At 58.1% G+C, this 18989-nt stretch carries 17 protein-coding genes; 12 read left to right on the top strand and 5 right to left on the bottom strand.

Annotated features, from left to right (window positions below):
* Nucleotides 1-553 precede the first annotated feature (553 nt).
* The 4 genes from FCN80_RS26980 to FCN80_RS21460 form a co-directional block, all read right to left on the bottom strand.
* Nucleotides 554-718, bottom strand: a complete 165-nt coding sequence (locus tag FCN80_RS26980) for a hypothetical protein (RefSeq protein ID WP_230492845.1) — start codon at nucleotides 716-718, stop codon at nucleotides 554-556.
* A complete protein-coding gene (locus tag FCN80_RS26975) occupies nucleotides 715-939 on the bottom strand; it encodes a hypothetical protein (RefSeq protein ID WP_230492844.1) in 225 nt (74 codons plus the stop codon). Before FCN80_RS26975 ends, FCN80_RS26980 begins: the two co-directional genes overlap by 4 nt.
* Nucleotides 940-981: 42 nt before the next feature.
* Nucleotides 982-1923, bottom strand: coding sequence for a LysR family transcriptional regulator (locus FCN80_RS21465; RefSeq protein ID WP_136992394.1), 942 nt, complete (start codon nucleotides 1921-1923; stop codon nucleotides 982-984).
* Between the two features lie 198 nt (nucleotides 1924-2121).
* The gene (locus tag FCN80_RS21460) at nucleotides 2122-2760 is read right to left on the bottom strand and encodes an NAD(P)H-dependent oxidoreductase (RefSeq protein ID WP_136992393.1); all 639 of its coding nucleotides are present in this window, start codon (nucleotides 2758-2760) and stop codon (nucleotides 2122-2124) included.
* Between the two features lie 113 nt (nucleotides 2761-2873).
* Between FCN80_RS21460 and FCN80_RS21455 the strand changes: the two genes are divergently transcribed.
* Together FCN80_RS21455 and FCN80_RS21450 are read left to right on the top strand one after the other, a co-directional pair.
* The gene (locus FCN80_RS21455) at nucleotides 2874-3266 is read left to right on the top strand and encodes a MerR family transcriptional regulator (protein WP_136992392.1); all 393 of its coding nucleotides are present in this window, start codon (nucleotides 2874-2876) and stop codon (nucleotides 3264-3266) included.
* A gap of 193 nt (nucleotides 3267-3459) precedes the next feature.
* Nucleotides 3460-4164 (top strand): SDR family oxidoreductase, encoded by a 705-nt coding sequence (locus tag FCN80_RS21450; RefSeq protein WP_136992391.1) that lies wholly within the window; start codon nucleotides 3460-3462, stop codon nucleotides 4162-4164.
* A 188-nt stretch (nucleotides 4165-4352) separates the two neighbouring features.
* On the opposite strand, the gene nifJ is transcribed toward FCN80_RS21450, so the two are convergent.
* Nucleotides 4353-7865, bottom strand: coding sequence for a pyruvate:ferredoxin (flavodoxin) oxidoreductase (gene nifJ / locus FCN80_RS21445; protein WP_136992390.1), 3513 nt, complete (start codon nucleotides 7863-7865; stop codon nucleotides 4353-4355).
* Between the two features lie 440 nt (nucleotides 7866-8305).
* On the opposite strand from nifJ, the gene nifH reads away from it, so the two are divergent.
* From nifH to nifS, 10 genes are all read left to right on the top strand, one after another.
* Nucleotides 8306-9187 (top strand): nitrogenase iron protein, encoded by an 882-nt coding sequence (gene nifH, locus FCN80_RS21440; protein WP_136992389.1) that lies wholly within the window; start codon nucleotides 8306-8308, stop codon nucleotides 9185-9187.
* Nucleotides 9188-9218: 31 nt separating this feature from the next.
* Complete coding sequence (nifD, locus tag FCN80_RS21435) at nucleotides 9219-10667, top strand: nitrogenase molybdenum-iron protein alpha chain (protein ID WP_136992388.1); 1449 nt, start codon at nucleotides 9219-9221, stop codon at nucleotides 10665-10667.
* Between the two features lie 54 nt (nucleotides 10668-10721).
* Nucleotides 10722-12284, top strand: coding sequence for a nitrogenase molybdenum-iron protein subunit beta (gene nifK, locus FCN80_RS21430; protein ID WP_136992387.1), 1563 nt, complete (start codon nucleotides 10722-10724; stop codon nucleotides 12282-12284).
* 58 nt (nucleotides 12285-12342) lie between these two features.
* On the top strand, nucleotides 12343-12570 hold the full coding sequence (nifT, locus tag FCN80_RS21425; RefSeq protein WP_136992386.1) for a putative nitrogen fixation protein NifT: 228 nt from the start codon (nucleotides 12343-12345) through the stop codon (nucleotides 12568-12570).
* 5 nt (nucleotides 12571-12575) lie between these two features.
* Nucleotides 12576-13238 (top strand): NifB/NifX family molybdenum-iron cluster-binding protein, encoded by a 663-nt coding sequence (locus tag FCN80_RS21420; protein ID WP_136992385.1) that lies wholly within the window; start codon nucleotides 12576-12578, stop codon nucleotides 13236-13238.
* A gap of 248 nt (nucleotides 13239-13486) precedes the next feature.
* Nucleotides 13487-14860, top strand: coding sequence for a nitrogenase iron-molybdenum cofactor biosynthesis protein NifE (gene nifE / locus FCN80_RS21415; protein WP_136992384.1), 1374 nt, complete (start codon nucleotides 13487-13489; stop codon nucleotides 14858-14860).
* Between the two features lie 10 nt (nucleotides 14861-14870).
* On the top strand, nucleotides 14871-16256 hold the full coding sequence (gene nifN, locus FCN80_RS21410) for a nitrogenase iron-molybdenum cofactor biosynthesis protein NifN (RefSeq protein WP_136992383.1): 1386 nt from the start codon (nucleotides 14871-14873) through the stop codon (nucleotides 16254-16256).
* Nucleotides 16243-16707, top strand: a complete 465-nt coding sequence (locus FCN80_RS21405) for a NifB/NifX family molybdenum-iron cluster-binding protein (protein ID WP_136992382.1) — start codon at nucleotides 16243-16245, stop codon at nucleotides 16705-16707. The genes nifN and FCN80_RS21405 overlap by 14 nt, the downstream gene beginning before the upstream one ends.
* Nucleotides 16708-16915: 208 nt before the next feature.
* Complete coding sequence (gene nifU / locus FCN80_RS21400) at nucleotides 16916-17740, top strand: Fe-S cluster assembly protein NifU (protein ID WP_136992381.1); 825 nt, start codon at nucleotides 16916-16918, stop codon at nucleotides 17738-17740.
* A 33-nt stretch (nucleotides 17741-17773) separates the two neighbouring features.
* A complete protein-coding gene (nifS, locus tag FCN80_RS21395) occupies nucleotides 17774-18976 on the top strand; it encodes a cysteine desulfurase NifS (RefSeq protein ID WP_136992380.1) in 1203 nt (400 codons plus the stop codon).
* Nucleotides 18977-18989: the final 13 nt, after the last annotated feature.

Genomic DNA, 18989 nt, shown 5'->3' with positions numbered 1-18989 from the left:
TTTTCATAGAGATCTCCTCGATTCAGGTTACGAGAAAATTCTACTTATGAACACACCGGTTTTTCGGGGGGATTACCGCAGGGCGACACTCTGGCTGTGCTGCTACACAATCAGGATGAATCGAACGTTAAACTACAAACGAACTTGATAGTAAAGATATTCAATTTAACATAATATACATTATGCGAACCAAAATGTAAAGGCTCAATAGTAACGGTAGCTGTCAACGAGGTTGACACCCATATTCGTTTTTTACGCTGCCGTTTTCAGCCCAGTTTTTGGTTTATCTGGATTGAGCATCACCACCTCGACTCGTTGCCATTGACGGCATGAGGCTGACCACCGCTCAGGGGGCTTTTCTGGCCATTTCATATAACGCTTTTCGTTTTTTCCTCTTCATGGACCTCGTAACCGACGATTTTTCGGCTAAAGATATCTTCTATCAAAACGTCCCATTTACGACAAAAGTAATTTTATCCGCTTGTTTTCGGCTATGGCGGGACTTGTGAGAACCTTTGCTGTTTCGAGGGCTTATGACGAATTTCAATCATCGTCAATTATTTGATTTTTCCGGCAGCCCCATTTCGACCGTTTCAAGGGATTTGAGCATATAGGGGGTGAAATCGATGTCTTTTCCGTCAACGAGCATTGATCTTGAACCGCAGAAAGCAGAATAGCTCTGGTTTTGTATCAGGCAGAATGACAGTTTTTTCTTCACCCCTTTCTTTTTTTCCTCAAGGGGAATATTACTGTCGATAACCGCATAGCCACGGGCATTGACGGACCGGATATTATACAGCTCCAGAGGCTGCAGCTCGCATCGATGTAATGTTCTTTGGTAAAAGGCAGAGCACTGAATTTGTCTGGAGTAGTAATCTCGGGGGTTATTTCTCCTGAGGAAAAAAACGGGATTGCCATCAGCAGTAATAATTTTTTCATCAGCCTCTCCTTAGCTGGTCTTAATCACGATGCATAGTTCCCTTATGCCGGCGCCAGCCGTCGGCATACGTTGAGCACCAATTGGCGCAGCCAGCGATGAGCAGGATCGGCATCCACCCGGGGATGCCACATCTGAGATACGGTGATATCGTCGGTTTTAACCGGCAAGGCAAATGAAAAAACCGCGCCGGCGGTATCGCCGCTTTCTGCCGCGGGTTGGTTGACCGGTTGATTGATAAGAAAGGAAGCCGGCACCAAAGCCACCAGATCCGAACCTTGCGCAACGGCCAAGGCAGCGGGAAAGCTGGGCACCACGGCGGCAATATTGCGCCGCAAACCCCGTTCGGCCAAGGCATTGTCCACCGGACCGACGAGTTGGCCCCGCCGCGATACCACCACATGCCCGAATGCAACATACCGCTCGGCGGTAATCTGGCTTTCCCGCGTCAAAGGATGGCCTTGTCTCACCAGGCCGACGAATCTATCTCTGAACAAGGCTTGTAGCCGGATTTCCGGGCCCATTTCCCCTAAAACGCCCACATCAAGATCAACCAGGCCTTCGCGCAGATAGCGCGACGTCTTGTCCGGCTTGGGGATAAAACACAAGCGGACCCGCGGCGCCGCATCAGATGCCGCGGCAATCAGCGCCGCGCCGAACGCCACGGTAAACCCCTCATTGGCACGCAGAGTAAACGTCCGTTCCAGTGCGGCCGGATTTGCATCCGCAATGGCGGGGCGCAGGACGGCCCGCGCCTCAAACAGCGCATTACGCGCGCGTTCGGCTACCCTTTCGGCATGGGGCGTCAAGACCATTTGGCGCCCCGCCCTTACCAGTAAAGGATCACCGGTGGCGGCGCGCAGACGGCCAAGCGCGCGGCTCATGGCCGAGGCGCTCAAGCCCAGGCGCCGCGCGGCGCCGGCAACACTGCCTTCCGCCAGCAGCACATCCAGCGCGATAAGCAAATTCAGGTCGGATTCGGTCATTCCCCATACTACCCCAGCCAGTATCAAGGGGGAAGGCGTCCGATGCAGCTAAAAAGAACCATCGTTGCGTTTTCCGCCCTCTTTCCAGCGATCTAGCGGGACCGAATTGAGCGTTGACGTTTGCCACACGGCCCCTCTTCTCTTTCCAGAGAGAGGGCGAACAAAAACGCCGTTGTTGTCCGGATGTGCTTCTGGTGTTCAGTTTATCTCGGTGATGAAGCTGTCCCGTGGGCGGCGCACTTTTTCAAGATTGACCAGCCAGTCGCCTTCCTCAGAGCGATAGCCCAGGGGCAACACGACCACACTGCGCAGATGTCTTGCCGGCAGGCCAAGAATGTCATCGACGGCCTCCGGCGTGAAACCTTCCATTGGCGTGGCGTCGATTTTTTCCATTGCCGCCGCGATAAGCGCCGAGCCAAGGCCTATGTAGGCTTGTCGCGCGGCCGACTGGTAATTCCCTTCTCTGCCGCGCCCGTTCACGATACCCAATAACTGTTGCCGGTAATTTTCCCATGCCGGATGAATGTTTCCCCGTATCTCGTTGGTCAGGTCAAACATCATATTGACGCGTTCAGGGGTTATATCGTCCCAGGCGGCAAATACCAGAAGGTGCGAGCAGTCAGTGATTTGCGATTGGTCCCAACTGACGGCCCTGATCCTTTGGCGCACATCCTGGTCCGTTACAACCAGCAGTTCATAGGGTTGCAGACCGCTCGACGTTGCCGTCAGGCGTACAGCCTCAAGTATACGCTCCAGCTTTTCAGCGGGGACCTTTTTGGTCGGATCGTATTTTTTGGTGGCGTAACGCCAGTGAAGGGCTTCGATTAACTGACTCATTGTGGGTTCCCCATCGTTTAAGAAAATGTGTAAGACAAGCACGGAACGCATGTCCGTCGCTTTATTCCAGAAGCATAATAAGGTGTAAAGCTAACTTTAAGGTCAAGGGGAAAATGAAAATAGGTGACGTGGTCAGGCGTACCGGGATTCCGGCTTCGGCAATCCGCTACTACGAAGCTCAAGGTATGATTGAGCGCCCCGTTCGCGACGATAACGGCTATCGTCATTATGGCGAGGCGGTGGTTGAGAGGCTGCAATTGGTCAGGGATGCCCAGCAGTTGGGTTTTTCTCTTGAAACCATACGCGGGCTGTTCCTGCGCGATGGGAGCTGCTCCATGTCCCTTACCGTTGCGCAAATAGATATCCGTCTCGAAGAGTTGGGCCGAATCGAGAATAGCCTACAGTCGCAGCGCGGGAAGCTGCTAAGTTTACGGCAAACACTTGAAGCAAGTCTTAGAACCGGCACTCAACCCGTGTTTGACAGATTGTACAAGGTCCGTCCTTGATGGCAGCGCGGCTTGGGCCCAAACCCCGCCGCACGCCTTACCGACCCGATGATCACGCCAAGGATAGGCGTCTGATGCAGGTAAACAATGCCTATGCCGCGCCTTCCCCCTCTGTTGGCGAGCGGCTATAGTACGTCAACACCCTTGACCGCAGGGTTCCCCTTTGCGGCACCGACTCGATAAGGAGATAACCATGGAAACACAGCCCGCACAGCACACCTTACTGCTTATCGGCGCCTCTCGCGGTTTGGGACTGGCAATGGCCGAGGAATACCTTAAGCGCGGCTGGCGGGTTATCGCCACCGGGCGTGACGGTTCCAAGTCCCGGCTATTGCCCCTCGCCGAACGCTTCCCGGAGTCGCTGGAAATCGAAACGGTGGATATTGCCGACCCGCCGCAAGTTGCCGCGCTGCGCGAGCGGCTTGCCGGACGGCGAGTGGATGTACTGTTTGTGAATGCCGGGGTCAAAAATGATGATCGGGAAACCATCGCCGATGTTTCCACCGATGAATTTATTCGCGTCATGGTGACCAACGCATTAAGCCCGCTGCGCATTATCGAGCAATATCAGGATCTTGTGCCGTCAACCGGTACAATAGGCGTAATGTCCTCCGGACAGGGCAGCCTGACCAATAATACTAACGGCAATTACGAGGTATACCGGGGCAGCAAAGCGGCGCTGAATATGTTTATGCGCAGTTTTGCCGCGCGGCATGGCGATGATCCGCGGACCCTGTTGCTGATGGCGCCAGGCTGGGTGCGAACGGATATGGGCGGCCCACAGGCGCGTTTGAGCATAGAAGAAAGTATTCCAAAGCTGGTGGACACCATAGCCGCGTATGCCGGGCGTTCGGGCCTGCATTACCTGGACTACCTGGGCCGGACCGTCCCTTGGTAGCGTGTTAATTTGTAGGTGGCCGCGTGGGTTGGGGATTAAAAGTATTATGTATGTTGTAACTAATGACGGAAATGACCGTATTGTATTTAAACGGCGTCCTTAGGGGCCGCAACGCAGCCACCCAAGGACGGGTGGCGCTTTGCGGGTATGGACTTCGCCTAATCCATGTTGCGATGCGTTCTGGCCGGTTATTCCTCCGCCCGACTGCGGTAGTAGCGATAACGTTCCCTGGCATCCTGTTCCGTTTGCGCGAATAACTGATCCGCCAGCGCCGGATGGGCCTTGCGTAAAGACGCATAGCGCACCTCGCCCAGCAGGAAATCGCGAAAATCCTCTTCCGGTTCTTCGGAATCGAGAATAAACGGCGTTTTGCCTTGCGCTTGCAACTGGGGGAGATAACGCCAAAGGTGCCAGTAGCCGGCGTCGACGGCGCGCTTAGCCTCCCGCTGGCTGCACCCCATACCGGCCTTGAGGCCGTGGTTGATGCAGGCGGCATAGGCAATGACCAGTGAAGGACCCGGCCAAGCCTCCGCTTCGGCGAGCGCCCGTAGCGTCTGGGCTTTATCCGCGCCCATCGCCACTTGAGCGACATACACATTGCCATAGCCGACCGCCATCATGCCGAGGTCTTTTTTCCGGGTACGCTTGCCTTGCGCGGCAAACTTGGCGACGGCGGCAACCGGCGTGGATTTGGAAGATTGTCCACCGGTATTGGAATAGACTTCGGTATCGAACACCAGCACATTCACATCTTCCCCCGAGGCCAGTACGTGATCCAGTCCGCCGAAGCCGATATCATAGGCCCAGCCATCACCGCCCAGGATCCATTGGGAACGTTTGGCGAAGTAATCCTGATTACGGTACAACCGCTCCAGCAGATCGTGGCCGTCTTTTTCCCGCGCCAATAATGCGCTCAGGCACTCAGCCCGCTCACGCGTTCCCTCCCCCTGGTCTTTTTGTTCCAACCATTGCCGCAAAGCCTGGCGCAACGCCTCGCTTATCGGTAATGCCAACGCGTTTGCCGCATCGCCGGCCAGCTGTTCACGGATGGCCCGCGCGCCCAGCATCATACCCAGACCGAATTCGGCATTGTCTTCGAACAACGAATTGGCCCATGCCGGACCCTGCCCTTTATGGTTGGTGGTATAGGGTATGGACGGCGCGCTCGCCCCCCAGATGGAGGAGCATCCGGTGGCGTTGGCTATCACCATCCGGTCGCCGAACAATTGCGTAATCAAGCGCGCATAAGGCGTTTCGCCGCACCCGGCGCAAGCGCCGGAAAACTCCAGCAGCGGCGTTTCGAACTGGCTGCCTTTAACGGTATTTTTGTTAAACGGATTGGTTTTCGGCGCCAGGCCCAGCGCATATTCCCAGTTAGGCATTTTGTGGCGTTGACTGTCCAGGGGTTGCATGGTCAGCGATTTACCGCGCGATGGGCAGATATCGACGCAGTTGCCGCAGCCTGAACAGTCCAGCGGCGAGACCGCTAGATGATAATGGTAGAGTTTCGCGCCTTTGGCGGGCGCGCTGAGCAAGTCGGCGGGGGCGACTTCCCGTTCCTCGTTGTCAAGCAGCGCGGGACGAATCGCCGCGTGCGGACAAATGAACGCGCACTGGTTGCACTGGGTGCAACCGTCCGGCTGCCAGACCGGCACCTGCAGCGCGATACCGCGTTTTTCCCAGGCGGCGGTTCCCACCGGAAATGTTCCGTCCTCAATGCCGACAAAGGCGCTGACCGGCAACGCATCGCCGTGCTGGCGATTCATGGGGTCGAGAATATCGCGGATAAAATCGGGCGCCAACCGGGTGGTCGGCGCATCGGTTTCCGGCAGCGAGGCCCAGTGCGCGGGTACATCCACCTGATGCAGCGCTTCCATGCCGAGATCGATGGCGGCATGATTCATGTCGATGATATTCTGACCTTTGCTGCCGTAGGATTTTTCCACGGCCTGTTTGAGATAAGCGGAGGCGGTGTGCGGATCGATAATCCCCGCCAACTTGAAAAACGCCGACTGCATCAGCATATTGAACCGGCCGCCGAGCCCGAGCTTGCGCGCGATGTCCACGGCGTTAAGAGTATAGAAACGGATATTTTCACGGGCAATGAACCGTTTCATTTTATTTGGCAAATGGTCGTTCAGTCCGGCGTCGTCCCAATGGCAATTTAGCAGGAAAGTGCCTCCGGGCTGCAAACCGGACAGCAAGTCGTAATTGTCCACATAAGACTGTTGGGAGCAGGCGATAAAATCCGCCCGGTGTATCAGGTAAGGCGAGGTAATGGGCCGGTTACCGAAACGCAGATGCGACACCGTGATCCCGCCGGATTTTTTCGAGTCATAGGCGAAATACGCCTGCGCATACAAGGCGGTTTTGTCGCCGATGATTTTAATGGCGCTTTTATTGGCGCCCACTGTCCCATCCGACCCCATACCCCAGAATTTACACGCGGTGATGCCTTGGCGGGAAACCGACACTTTCGCCGCCGGCGGCGGCAACGAAGTCTGGGTGACGTCGTCGACGATCCCTATCGTGAACCCGCCTTTCGGCGCCGGCGCGGCCAGGTTCTCAAACACGGCGGCGATGTCGTCGGGCAACACGTCCTTGCCCCCCAGCGCATACCGGCCGCCGACGATAAGCGGCGCATCGGCGCGACGATAAAAGGCGTTGGTCACATCCAGACACAACGGCTCGGCCTGTGCGCCCGGTTCCTTGGTCCGGTCCAATACGGCGAGCCGTTTCACCGTGTTGGGGAGCGAGGCGAAAAAATGCGCCAGCGAAAAGGGCCGGTAGAGATGGACGGAAAGCACGCCGGTTTTTTCCCCTTGGGCGTTAAGGGTCGTCACCACTTCCTCAATGGTATCGCATACCGATCCCATGGCGATGATCACCCGGTCCGCATCCGCGGCGCCGACATAATTGAACAAATGGTATTCCCGCCCGGTCATGGCGCTAATTTGCGCCATATAGCCCTCGACAATCTCCGGCAAGGCATCATAAAAGCGATTGGCGGCTTCCCGGCCCTGGAAATAGATATCCGGATTTTGCGCCGTTCCCCTGGCCACGGGGTGATCCGGATGCAGCGCATTGCGCCGAAAGCGGTCCAGCGCGTCGCGATCCAGCAACGGCGCCAGGGTGTCGTAATCCAATACCTCAATTTTTTGAATTTCATGGGACGTGCGGAATCCGTCGAAAAAATTCACGAAAGGCACCCGCCCTTTGATGGCGCTCAGATGGGCGACCGCCGAGAGGTCCATCACTTGCTGCACATTATTTTCCGCCAGCATGGCGCAACCGGTTTGCCGCACGGCCATGACATCCTGGTGATCGCCGAAGATGTTCAGCGAATGGGTGGCCAGCGCCCTGGCGCTGACATGGAACACGCCGGGCAGTAATTCGCCGGCGATTTTGTACATATTAGGGATCATCAGCAACAACCCCTGGGAGGCCGTGTAGGTCGTGGTTAGCGCGCCGGCCTGCAAGGCGCCATGCACCGCGCCGGCCGCGCCGGCCTCCGATTGCATTTCCATCAAGCGAACCGGCTGACCGAACAGGTTTTTACGGCCTTGCGCCGCCCATTCGTCGACGTTTTCCGCCATCGGCGTGGAGGGCGTAATGGGATAGATGGCCGCGACATCGGTAAAGGCATAGGAGATCCAGGCCGCCGCAGCGTTGCCATCCATCGTTTTCATATTTCCGGACATATGTCGTTCCTCGGAGGTGGGAGGCGTCTCGCCGCCGGCTGCCGGCGGCAAATCGTGATAACTGCCCGTAGCATGCCTTGTGCCATCTCTGGATTTATCAAAAAAAGCGCTTATTTTCAATGGGTTAAATCGACGGTACGCATCTTGGACGACGGGGTATTGCATGGAATAAGACAGAAGGCGCGACATCCTGTTGAACAGCCGACAAAGTGTCGCAATACCGGCCATGCCGGGTAGCGCGGCCGGGTTCGCGGCGTCCCGGTCTGGAATTGTCCACTTTCCAACAATTAGTCTGTTCATTGTTCAGCCTTTGTTTCTTTGTGTTCGAACAAACCCAACACACTATTATAAAAATCAATAAGTTAGAATTTCCCGCATGTCTGGTATGTTCCCTGCACTTCTTTGTAAGTCAACTCGACCATTCAACAGGAGAACACATCATGACCATGCGTCAATGCGCCATTTACGGCAAAGGCGGTATCGGTAAATCCACCACGACCCAGAATCTGGTCGCCGCCCTGGCCGAGATGGGGAAAAAAGTAATGATCGTCGGCTGCGACCCGAAAGCGGATTCCACCCGCCTTATTCTGCACGCCAAGGCGCAGAACACTATTATGGAAATGGCGGCGGAAGTGGGTTCCGTTGAGGATTTGGAATTGGAGGATGTCTTGCAAATCGGTTACGGCGGCGTGCGCTGCGCGGAATCCGGCGGTCCGGAACCGGGCGTGGGTTGTGCCGGGCGCGGCGTGATCACCGCCATCAACTTCCTTGAAGAGGAAGGCGCTTATGACGGCGAGCTGGACTTCGTGTTCTACGATGTCCTGGGCGACGTCGTGTGCGGCGGGTTCGCCATGCCTATCCGTGAAAATAAGGCGCAGGAAATCTACATCGTCTGCTCCGGGGAAATGATGGCGATGTATGCGGCCAATAACATCTCCAAGGGGATCGTGAAATACGCCAAATCCGGCAAGGTGCGCCTGGGCGGCCTGATTTGTAACTCGCGCAAGACTGACCGCGAGGACGAACTGATTATGGCGCTGGCGGAAAAACTGGGCACTCAGATGATCCATTTCGTCCCGCGCGACAACATTGTCCAGCGGGCGGAAATCCGCCGTATGACGGTTATCGAGTACGACCCCAACTGCCAGCAGGCCAATGAATATCGGCAATTGGCGGGAAAAATCGTCAACAACACGAAAAAAGTGGTGCCAACCCCCTGCACCATGGATGAGTTGGAAGCGTTGTTAATGGAATTCGGCATCATGGAAGAAGAAGACACCAGCATTATCGGCAAAACCGCCGCTGAAGAAGGCGCGGCTTAAGCGCCTCCCCTGACGACAGGAATAGACAGCTATGAGCAATGCAACAGGCGAACGCAATCTGGAAATCATTCAGGAGGTGCTGGAGGTTTTTCCGGATAAGACGCGTAAAGAACGCAGAAAACACATGACGGTCACCGATCCGGAGATGGAAAGCGTCGGCAAGTGTATCGTGTCGAACCGCAAATCCCAGCCCGGCGTAATGACCGTGCGCGGCTGTTCGTATGCCGGTTCCAAGGGCGTGGTCTTCGGCCCTATTAAAGATATGGCCCACATCTCCCATGGCCCCATCGGCTGCGGACAATATTCGCGGGCGGGACGCCGTAACTACTATACCGGCACCAGCGGCGTCGACAGTTTTGGCACCCTTAACTTCACCTCCGATTTCCAGGAAAAGGATATCGTGTTCGGCGGCGACAAGAAACTCACCAAACTGATCGAGGAGATGGAACAGCTTTTCCCGCTGACCAAGGGTATCTCCATCCAGTCCGAATGCCCGGTGGGACTTATCGGCGACGATATCGAGGCGGTGGCCAACGCCAGCAGCAAGGCTATCGGTAAACCGGTGGTCCCGGTGCGTTGCGAGGGTTTTCGCGGCGTATCGCAATCCCTGGGCCACCACATTGCCAACGATGTTATCCGCGATTGGATACTGGATAACCGGGAGGGTAAACCGTTCGAGGCCACCCCGTATGATGTGGCGATCATTGGCGACTATAACATCGGCGGCGACGCCTGGGCATCGCGGATTTTGCTGGAAGAAATGGGGTTGCGCGTGGTGGCCCAATGGTCTGGCGACGGCACCCTGACTGAGATGGAAAAGACCCCGTTCGTCAAGCTGAACCTGGTGCATTGCTATCGTTCCATGAACTATATCTCCCGCCATATGGAGGAGAAGCATGGTATTCCGTGGATGGAATACAACTTTTTCGGTCCGACCAAAATCGCCGAATCCCTGCGTAAAATCGCCGATCACTTCGACGATACCATCCGCGCCAACGCGGAGGCGGTCATTGCGCGCTACCAGGCGCAAAACGAGGCGATTATCGCCAAATACCGTCCCCGTCTCGAGGGCCGGAAGGTGCTGCTGTACATGGGCGGGCTACGTCCCCGCCATGTGGCGGGCGCCTATGAGGATCTGGGCATGGAAATTATCGCCGCGGGCTACGAGTTCGCCCACAACGACGATTACGACCGGACGCTACCGGAACTGAAGGAAGGAACGCTGTTGTTCGACGACGCCAGCAGTTATGAGCTGGAGGCGTTCGTTAAGGCGCTGAAACCGGATCTTATCGGTTCCGGCATCAAGGAAAAGTACATTTTCCAGAAAATGGGCGTGCCGTTCCGGCAGATGCATTCCTGGGACTACTCCGGTCCCTATCACGGTTATGACGGCTTCGCCATCTTCGCCCGCGATATGGATATGACGCTCAATAACCCGGCCTGGGGAGAGCTCACCGCCCCCTGGCTGAAATCTGCCTGATAGTCGTCTGATATCCCGCCAGTCCACCGATTTGTGGCGCGGGAGGAGAACACCATGAGCCAAACCGTTGATAAAATCAATGCCTGTCATCCGCTGTTCGAGCAGGATGAGTATCAGGCGCTGTTCCGCCAAAAACACGGCCAGGAAGAGGCGCACGGCGAACAACGCGTGCAGGAGATATTCCAGTGGACCACCACCGCGGAATACGAAGAGCTGAACTTTAAACGCGAGGCGCTGACCGTCGATCCGGCCAAAGCCTGCCAGCCGCTGGGGGCGGTGCTTTGCTCCCTCGGTTTTGCCAATACCCTGCCCTATGTGCATGGTTCCCAGGGTTGCGTGGCCTATTTCCGGACTTATTTCAACCGTCATTTCAAAGAGCCGATCGCCTGCGTTTCGGACTCCATGACCGAAGACGCCGCGGTGTTCGGCGGCAATAACAACTTAAACACCGGCCTGCAAAACGCCAGCGCGTTGTATAAACCCGAGATCATTGCGGTTTCCACCACCTGCATGGCGGAAGTGATTGGCGACGACCTGCAGGCCTTTATCGCCAACGCCAAGAAAGACGGCTTCGTCGACGCCGGCATAGCCGTGCCCCATGCCCATACGCCGAGTTTTATCGGCAGCCATGTCACCGGTTGGGATAATATGTTCGAAGGTTTTGCCAAGACCTTGACCGCCGATTGCTCACCGCAGCCGGGCAAACTGGCCAAACTGAATATGGTGACGGGTTTTGAGACCTATCTTGGCAATTTCCGGGTATTAAAACGCATGATGGCGCAGATGGCCGTGCCTTGTAGCCTGCTGTCCGATCCGTCGGAGGTGCTGGACACCCCCGCCGACGGCCATTACCGCATGTATGCCGGCGGCACCACCCAGCAGGAAATGCGCGAGGCGCCCGATGCCATCGATACGTTGCTGTTGCAGCCCTGGCAATTGGTCAAGACCAAGAAAGTGGTGCAGGAGATGTGGAACCAGCCGGCCAGCGAGGTCATGATTCCCATGGGACTCGCCGGCACCGATCACTTACTGATGACCGTAAGCCAGCTGACCGGCAAGCCCATCGCCGACGAATTGACCTTGGAACGCGGCCGGCTGGTGGATATGATCCTCGATTCCCACACCTGGCTGCACGGCAGGAAATTCGGGTTGTTCGGCGATCCGGATTTTGTCATGGGCCTGACGCGTTTTTTACTGGAGCTGGGGTGCGAGCCGACGGTGATTTTAAGCCATAACGGCAGCAAGCGCTGGCAGAAGGCGATGCGGAAAATGCTTGATGCCTCGCCTTACGGCCAGGACAGCGAAGTGTTTATCAACTGCGATCTGTGGCATTTCCGTTCGCTGATGTTCACCCGGCATCCCGACTTCATGATCGGTAATTCCTACGGCAAGTTTATCCAAAGGGACACCCTGGCCAAAGGTGAACAGTTCGAAGTGCCGCTGATTCGGCTCGGCTTCCCGCTGTTCGATCGCCATCATCTGCATCGGCAAACCACCTGGGGCTACGAGGGCGCCATGAATATCGTCACCACGCTGGTGAACGCCGTACTGGAAAAACTGGATAAAGAGACCATTGCGCTCGGCAAGACCGACTACAATTTCGATCTTATCCGTTGATCATGTCGCCCACCGTCTTATGCGGCCCCGCCCAGGCGGGGCCGATGGGAGAAACATTATGCCAGTTGTGATATTTCGCGAACGCGGATCGCAGTTGTACTGCTACATCGCCAAACAGGATCTGGAAGCCAAAGTGCTGGAGGTGGAACACGACGGACAGGATAAATGGGGCGGCGCGGTCATCCTTGAGGGGGGACGGCGCTATCGCGTCAATTTGCAGCCGGGGCGGCCGTCGTTTCCCGTCAGCCTGCGCGCTACGCGTGATACGCTAAGTTCTGGAGGGTAAACGCAATGCCTGACAACGATATGCTTTTTTGGCGAATGCTGGCGTTGTTCCAGTGTTTGCCGGAAATCCCGCCGGCGCGGATCGTGGCGTGGCTTGCCGGCGACAGCGACAACGCCCTGACCTGCGCCTATCTGGAAACACTGACGCAACCTCGTCTGGCGGCGTCGTTTCCACCCGATCCGACGCTGATGTCGGCGGCCCGTTGGTCACGGGTGATGGCTTGCCTGCGCGGCGATCTTCCCGCGCATTTGCGCATCCGTCCCCGACCGCAGCGTCAGCCGCAACTGCTGGCGGCGTTTTGCTCGCAGGACGGGCAGGTTGTTAACGGCCATTTCGGCCAGGGGCGGCTGTTTTTTATCTATGCCATTGACGATCAGGGATACGGACTGCATGCGTTGCGCCGTTATCCGTCCACGCCGATGACGGAGGAACCCAACGAAATCCGCGCCCGCCTGGTGAACGATTGCCCCCTGCTGTTTTGCGAAGCCATTGGCGGCCCCGCCGCCGCCCGATTGATCCGCCACGATATCCATCCCATGAAAGTCACGCCGGGAACCACCATCCCGTCCCAATGCGAAGCCATCAGGGCATTACTGACGGGCCGGTTGCCGCCCTGGCTGGCCAAACGGTTGCAGCGCGAAAATCCCTTGCGCGAACGGATTTTTTAAGACCGCCCCCGCCCCCCCGCGCCGATCCCCCCGCCGGCGGGGTCGGCGACACACGCGTTGGCCTTCCCCGAATCCCCCCGCCGGAACATACCCTGTTCGAGCGTCACTTGTCTTGCGCCCGTGGCGCCTTTGTTCGCTTTGTCGTAAAGCCGACATTCTGTTTTTCAGTAAAATCAATGGGTTATTTTTGGACCGCAATTTGCACATTTGGTTATGTCCCCCATCCCTAACCAGTCTATGAGGTCGTTATGAAGGGAAATGAGATTCTGGCGCTACTTGATGAACCCGCCTGCGAACACAACCGCAAGCAGAAATCCGGCTGTAGCGCGCCGAAGCCCGGTGCGACGGCAGGTGGCTGCGCTTTCGATGGCGCGCAGATTACCTTACTGCCCATCGCCGATGTCGCCCATCTGGTACACGGCCCTATCGGCTGCGCGGGGAGCTCCTGGGATAATCGCGGCAGCCTCAGCGCCGGCCCGACCATTAACCGCCTCGGTCTGACCACCGACCTTAGCGAGCAGGACGTTATTATGGGCCGCGGCGAACGCCGGCTGTTCCATGCGGTGCGCCATATCGTCAACCGCTACCGGCCGGCGGCCGTGTTCATTTACAACACCTGCGTTCCCGCCATGGAAGGCGATGATATCGACGCGGTGTGCCGCGCGGCGGAAACCGCCACGGGCGTGCCGGTGATTGCCGTGGATGCGGCGGGGTTTTACGGCAGCAAAAATCTCGGCAACCGTCTGGCCGGGGAGGTGATGGTCAAGCAGGTCATCGGCAAACGCGAACCGGCGCCCTGGCCGGAAGATTCGCCCTTCCCCCCCGAGCACCGCCACAGCATCGGCCTTATCGGCGAATACAATATCGCCGGCGAGTTCTGGCATGTCCAACCCCTGCTGGATGAATTGGGCATCCGCGTCCTGGGCAGCTTATCGGGGGACGGCCGCTTCGCCGAAATCCAGACCCTGCATCGCGCCCAGGCCAATATGCTGGTGTGTTCCCGGGCGCTCATCAATGTCGCCCGCGCGCTGGAGCAGCGTTATGGCATACCCTGGTTCGAAGGCAGCTTTTATGGCGTGCGCGCCACCTCCGACGCATTGCGTCAATTGGCGGCGCTGCTCGGCGATCCGGACCTGATGGCGCGCGCCGAGCAAGTTATCGCCCGGGAAGAATCGGCGACGAACCGGGCTTTGGCCCCCTGGCGGGAAAAACTGCGCGGGCGCAAGGTGTTGCTGTATACCGGCGGGGTGAAATCCTGGTCGGTGGTCTCGGCGTTGCAGGATCTGGGCATGACGGTAGTGGCGACCGGGACGCGAAAATCCACCGAGGAAGATAAGCAGCGCATCCGCGAACTGATGGGCGAGGACGCGCTGATGCTGGAAGAAGGCAACGCGCGCACTTTGCTGGATGTGGCCTACCGTTACCAGGCGGACCTGATGATTGCCGGCGGGCGCAATATGTATACCGCCTATAAGGCCCGGTTGCCCTTTCTTGATATCAATCAGGAGCGCGAACACGCCTTTGCCGGTTATCGCGGCATCGTCACCCTGGCGAAGCTGTTGTGGCAGACCATGGCAAGCCCCATCTGGCCGCAAACCCGTTCGTCCGCCCCCTGGCAATAAGGAACACGCAATGGCAGAGATTATCCGCAATAAAAAACCGCTGGCCGTCAGTCCGGTGAAAAGCGGCCAGCCGCTGGGGGCGATACTGGCCAGCCAGGGACTGGAACAGAGCATCCCGCTGGTGCATGGCGCCCAGGGGTGCAGTGCCTTCGCCAAGGTTTTTTTCATTCAGCATTTTCACGATCCGATCCCATTGCAATCCACGGCCATGGATCCCACCTCGACCGTGATGGGCGCCGACGGTAATATCGCCAAGGCGCTCGACACATTGTGTCAGCGCAACAATCCCAAAGCCATCGTGCTGCTCAGCACCGGTCTGTCGGAAGCGCAAGGCAGCGATATTTCCCGCGTGGCGCGCCAGTTCCGCGCCGAGCACCCCCGCCATAAATCCGTGGCGATCCTGACGGTCAACACGCCGGACTTCTATGGTTCCCTGGAAAATGGCTATAGCGCGGTGCTGGAAAGCGTTATTGAACAATGGGTACCGGTAAAACCCCAGCCGGGCCTGCGTAACCGCCGCGTAAACCTGTTGCTGAGCCATTTGCTGACGCCGGGCGATACCGAGCTGCTGCGCAGTTATGTGGAGGCATTCGGTTTACAACCGGTCATCCTGCCGGATTTGTCCTTGTCGTTGGACGGACACCTGGCCGACGGCGATTTTTCCCCCGTGACCCAGGGCGGCACGCCGCTGCGCATAATCGAACAAATGGGGCAAAGCCTGTGCACCTTCGCCATCGGCGTGTCCCTGTCCAGGGCGGCCGGTCTGCTGGCGCAGCGCAGCCGGGGCGAAGTCATTTCCTTGCCGCACCTGATGACCCTTGAGCATTGCGATCAACTGATTCACCAATTGCAGCGGATCTCCGGTCGCGAGGTGCCAAGCTGGATAACGCGCCAGCGCGGCCAGCTACAGGACGCCATGATTGACTGTCATGTGTGGCTGCAGGATGTCGGTCTGGCTCTGGCCGCGGAGGGCGATTTGCTGGCGGCCTGGTGCGATTTCGCCTTAAGCCAGGGTCTGCGCCCCGGCCCGGTGGTCGCGCCGGTCAGCCAGCCAGGGCTGCAAAACCTGCCGGTTGAGCGCGTGACGATTGGCGACTTGGAAGATATGCGGGACTTGCTGGCCGAGGCGCCGGCGGATCTGCTGCTGGCCAATTCGCACGCGGCGGATTTGGCGGAACAGTTCGGTATCCCCCTTATCCGCGGCGGGTTCCCCGTTTACGATCGATTAGGGGAATTCCGACGGGTACGCCAGGGATATGCCGGCATGCGGGATACCTTGTTTGAGCTGGCCAATCTGACGCGCGAGCGACATCACTCGCCCGCGCCCTATCGTTCGCCACTGCGCCAGGTCTTTGCGCAAACCGCGCCGTCGGAGGATACGCATGCAACATGTTAATCGCCAGTTCAGCACCATCAGCACCGGCACCTGGTCCATGAAAGTCGCGTTCGCCAGCTCCGATTACCGTCATGTGGACCAACATTTCGGCGCAACACCGCGCCTGGTGATTTACGGGGTTCGGGAAAACGAGGTTACCTTGCTGCGCGTGGCGGACTTCACGGTACAGACCGGGCATCAATCCGAGAAGCTGGCTTGTCGGATCAAGGCGCTGGAGGATTGCGTCACTCTGTATTGCGTGGAAGTCGGCGAAACCGTCTTTCGGGAATTGCTGCAAATCGGCGTGCGCGCCGTGCGAGTGCCGACGGACACCGCCATCGTCGGCTTGTTGCAGGAAATCCAGCGTTACTGGTACGACAAAGAACAGCGCAAAAGCGCCCGCCGGCGGGATCCGCAGCGTTTTGAGCAATTGATGCTGGAAAGCGAATGGCAGGACGAGGATGACCGATAGCCCGCGCCAGATTGTGTCGGTTCTGCGACAAAGCTCACATAAAACCCCGACACAATGTGGCGAGTCGGAACACGTAACGCGAGTAATGCTTTGTTATGATGGCATTTTATCACCTGGTATCGCATTTGCTTGCTTTGAATGACCCGCTGTTGATTAAGCGGCCAATAGCGCCCCGGCGCTTTCCGTCGTAATCCTGGGAGCTGAGAGCATGTGGAATTATTCCGAGAAAGTGAAAGACCATTTTTTTAACCCCCGAAACGCCCGGGTGGTGGCTGATGCCAATGCGATTGGCGATGTGGGCTCGTTGAGCTGCGGCGATGCATTACGGCTGATGCTGAAAGTCGATCCGCAAAGCGAAACCATTCTCGAGGCGGGATTCCAGACTTTCGGCTGCGGCAGCGCCATCGCGTCTTCTTCCGCGCTGACGGAACTCATCATCGGCCGCACCCTGAAGGAAGCCGAACAGGTCACCAATCAACAAATCGTCGATTACCTCGACGGTCTGCCGCCGCAAAAAATGCATTGCTCCGTTATGGGTCATGAGGCGCTGCGCGCCGCCATCGCCAATTACCGGGGCGAAGCGCCCGACGCCCAGCATGAGGAAGGCAAGCTCATCTGCAAATGCTTTGGCGTCGATGAAGGTCAAATCCGCCGCGCCGTGCTGGCCAACGGGCTGACCACGCTGGAAGATGTTATCAACTACACCAAGGCCGGCGGAGGCTGCACCGCCTGCCATGAGCAAATCGAGCTGGCGCTGGCGGATATTTTGGCCGAACGGCCCGCCGTCCCGGCCAAAGCGGCCGGGGAACAATCGCCCCATTGGCAAGAGGTGGTCGATGCCATCGCGGAACTGCGTCCGCACATTCAGGCCGACGGCGGCGATATGCAACTCATTGGCGTCGCCGCGCATCGGGTCACCGTGGGCCTGTCCGGCAGTTGCAGCGGCTGCATGATGACGGACATGACCCTGGCCTGGCTGCAACAAAAGCTGATGGAGCGGATCGGCTGTTATATGGAAGTCGTGGCGGCCTAAGGGCGCCTATCTATCCGAAAGGGGGAGACAATGATGAAACAGATTTATCTGGATAATAACGCCACTACCCGCATCGACCCGATGGTGCTGGAAGCCATGATGCCATTTCTGACCGAACATTACGGCAATTCCTCCTCCATCCATGATTTCGGCGCGCCGTGCCGTGCCGCGCTGGAGCGCGCCCGCGAGCAGGTGGCCTCGCTGTTCGGCGCCGAGCGCGCCAGCGAGATCATTTTCACTTCCTGCGCGACGGAGGCAACCTCCACCGCCTTGTTGTCGGCCATCGCCCTTATGCCGGAACGCCGGGAAATCATCACCACGGCGGTGGAACACCCCGCCACCCTGGCTGTTTGCGAGCATCTCGAGCGGCAGGGATATGTTATCCACCGCATCGCGGTCAGCCCGGAAGGCGCGCTGGATAGGGAACAGTATCGGCGGGCCCTCAGCGAGCGCGTCGCCGTGGTGAGCGTCATGTGGGCGAACAACGAAACCGGGGTGATATTTCCCATTGCCGAACTGGCCGAAATGGCCCATGACTGCGGGGCGCTGTTCCATTGCGATGCGGTACAGGCGGTGGGCAAGGTGCCTATCGCCGTGGCCGGGATGGCCATCGATATGCTGTCCTGCTCGGCCCATAAGCTGCATGGGCCGAAAGGCGTCGGCTGCCTGTACCTGCGTCGCGGCACGCGCTTTCGCCCCTTCCTGCGCGGCGGCCACCAGGAACGCGGCCGGCGGGCGGGTACGGAGAACCTGGCCGGCATCGTCGGCATGGGCAGCGCCTGCGAACTGGCGCAAGTCCATTTGCCGGGTATGCAATCCATCGCCCGGCTACGCGATCACATGCAGGACGCGCTGGTCAAGTCCATTCCCTCCATCATGGTGATGGGCGGCCGTCAACCCCGTGTGCCGGGTACGCTGAATGTGGCGTTCGAATATATCGAGGGCGAAGCCATTTTACTGCTGCTCAATCAGGTGGGCATCGCCGCTTCCAGCGGCAGCGCCTGCACGTCGGGCTCCCTGGAGCCGTCCCACGTGATGCGGGCGATGGATATTCCCTATACCGCCGCCCACGGCAGTATCCGCTTCTCCTTGTCCCGCTACACCCGGGAAAAAGAGATAGCCTATGTCATTGACGCCCTACCGCCCATCATTGCCCGGCTGCGCACGCTCTCGCCCTACTGGCGGGACGGGAAGCCGGCCGCGGCGGATACGGCGTTTTCACCCGTGTACGGTTGAGACGGAGGCGGCG

The sequence above is a fragment of the Martelella alba genome, from assembly GCF_005217455.1.
Lineage (GTDB): Bacteria > Pseudomonadota > Gammaproteobacteria > Enterobacterales > Enterobacteriaceae > Acerihabitans.
This window is presented reverse-complemented; position numbering and strand designations above follow the sequence as displayed.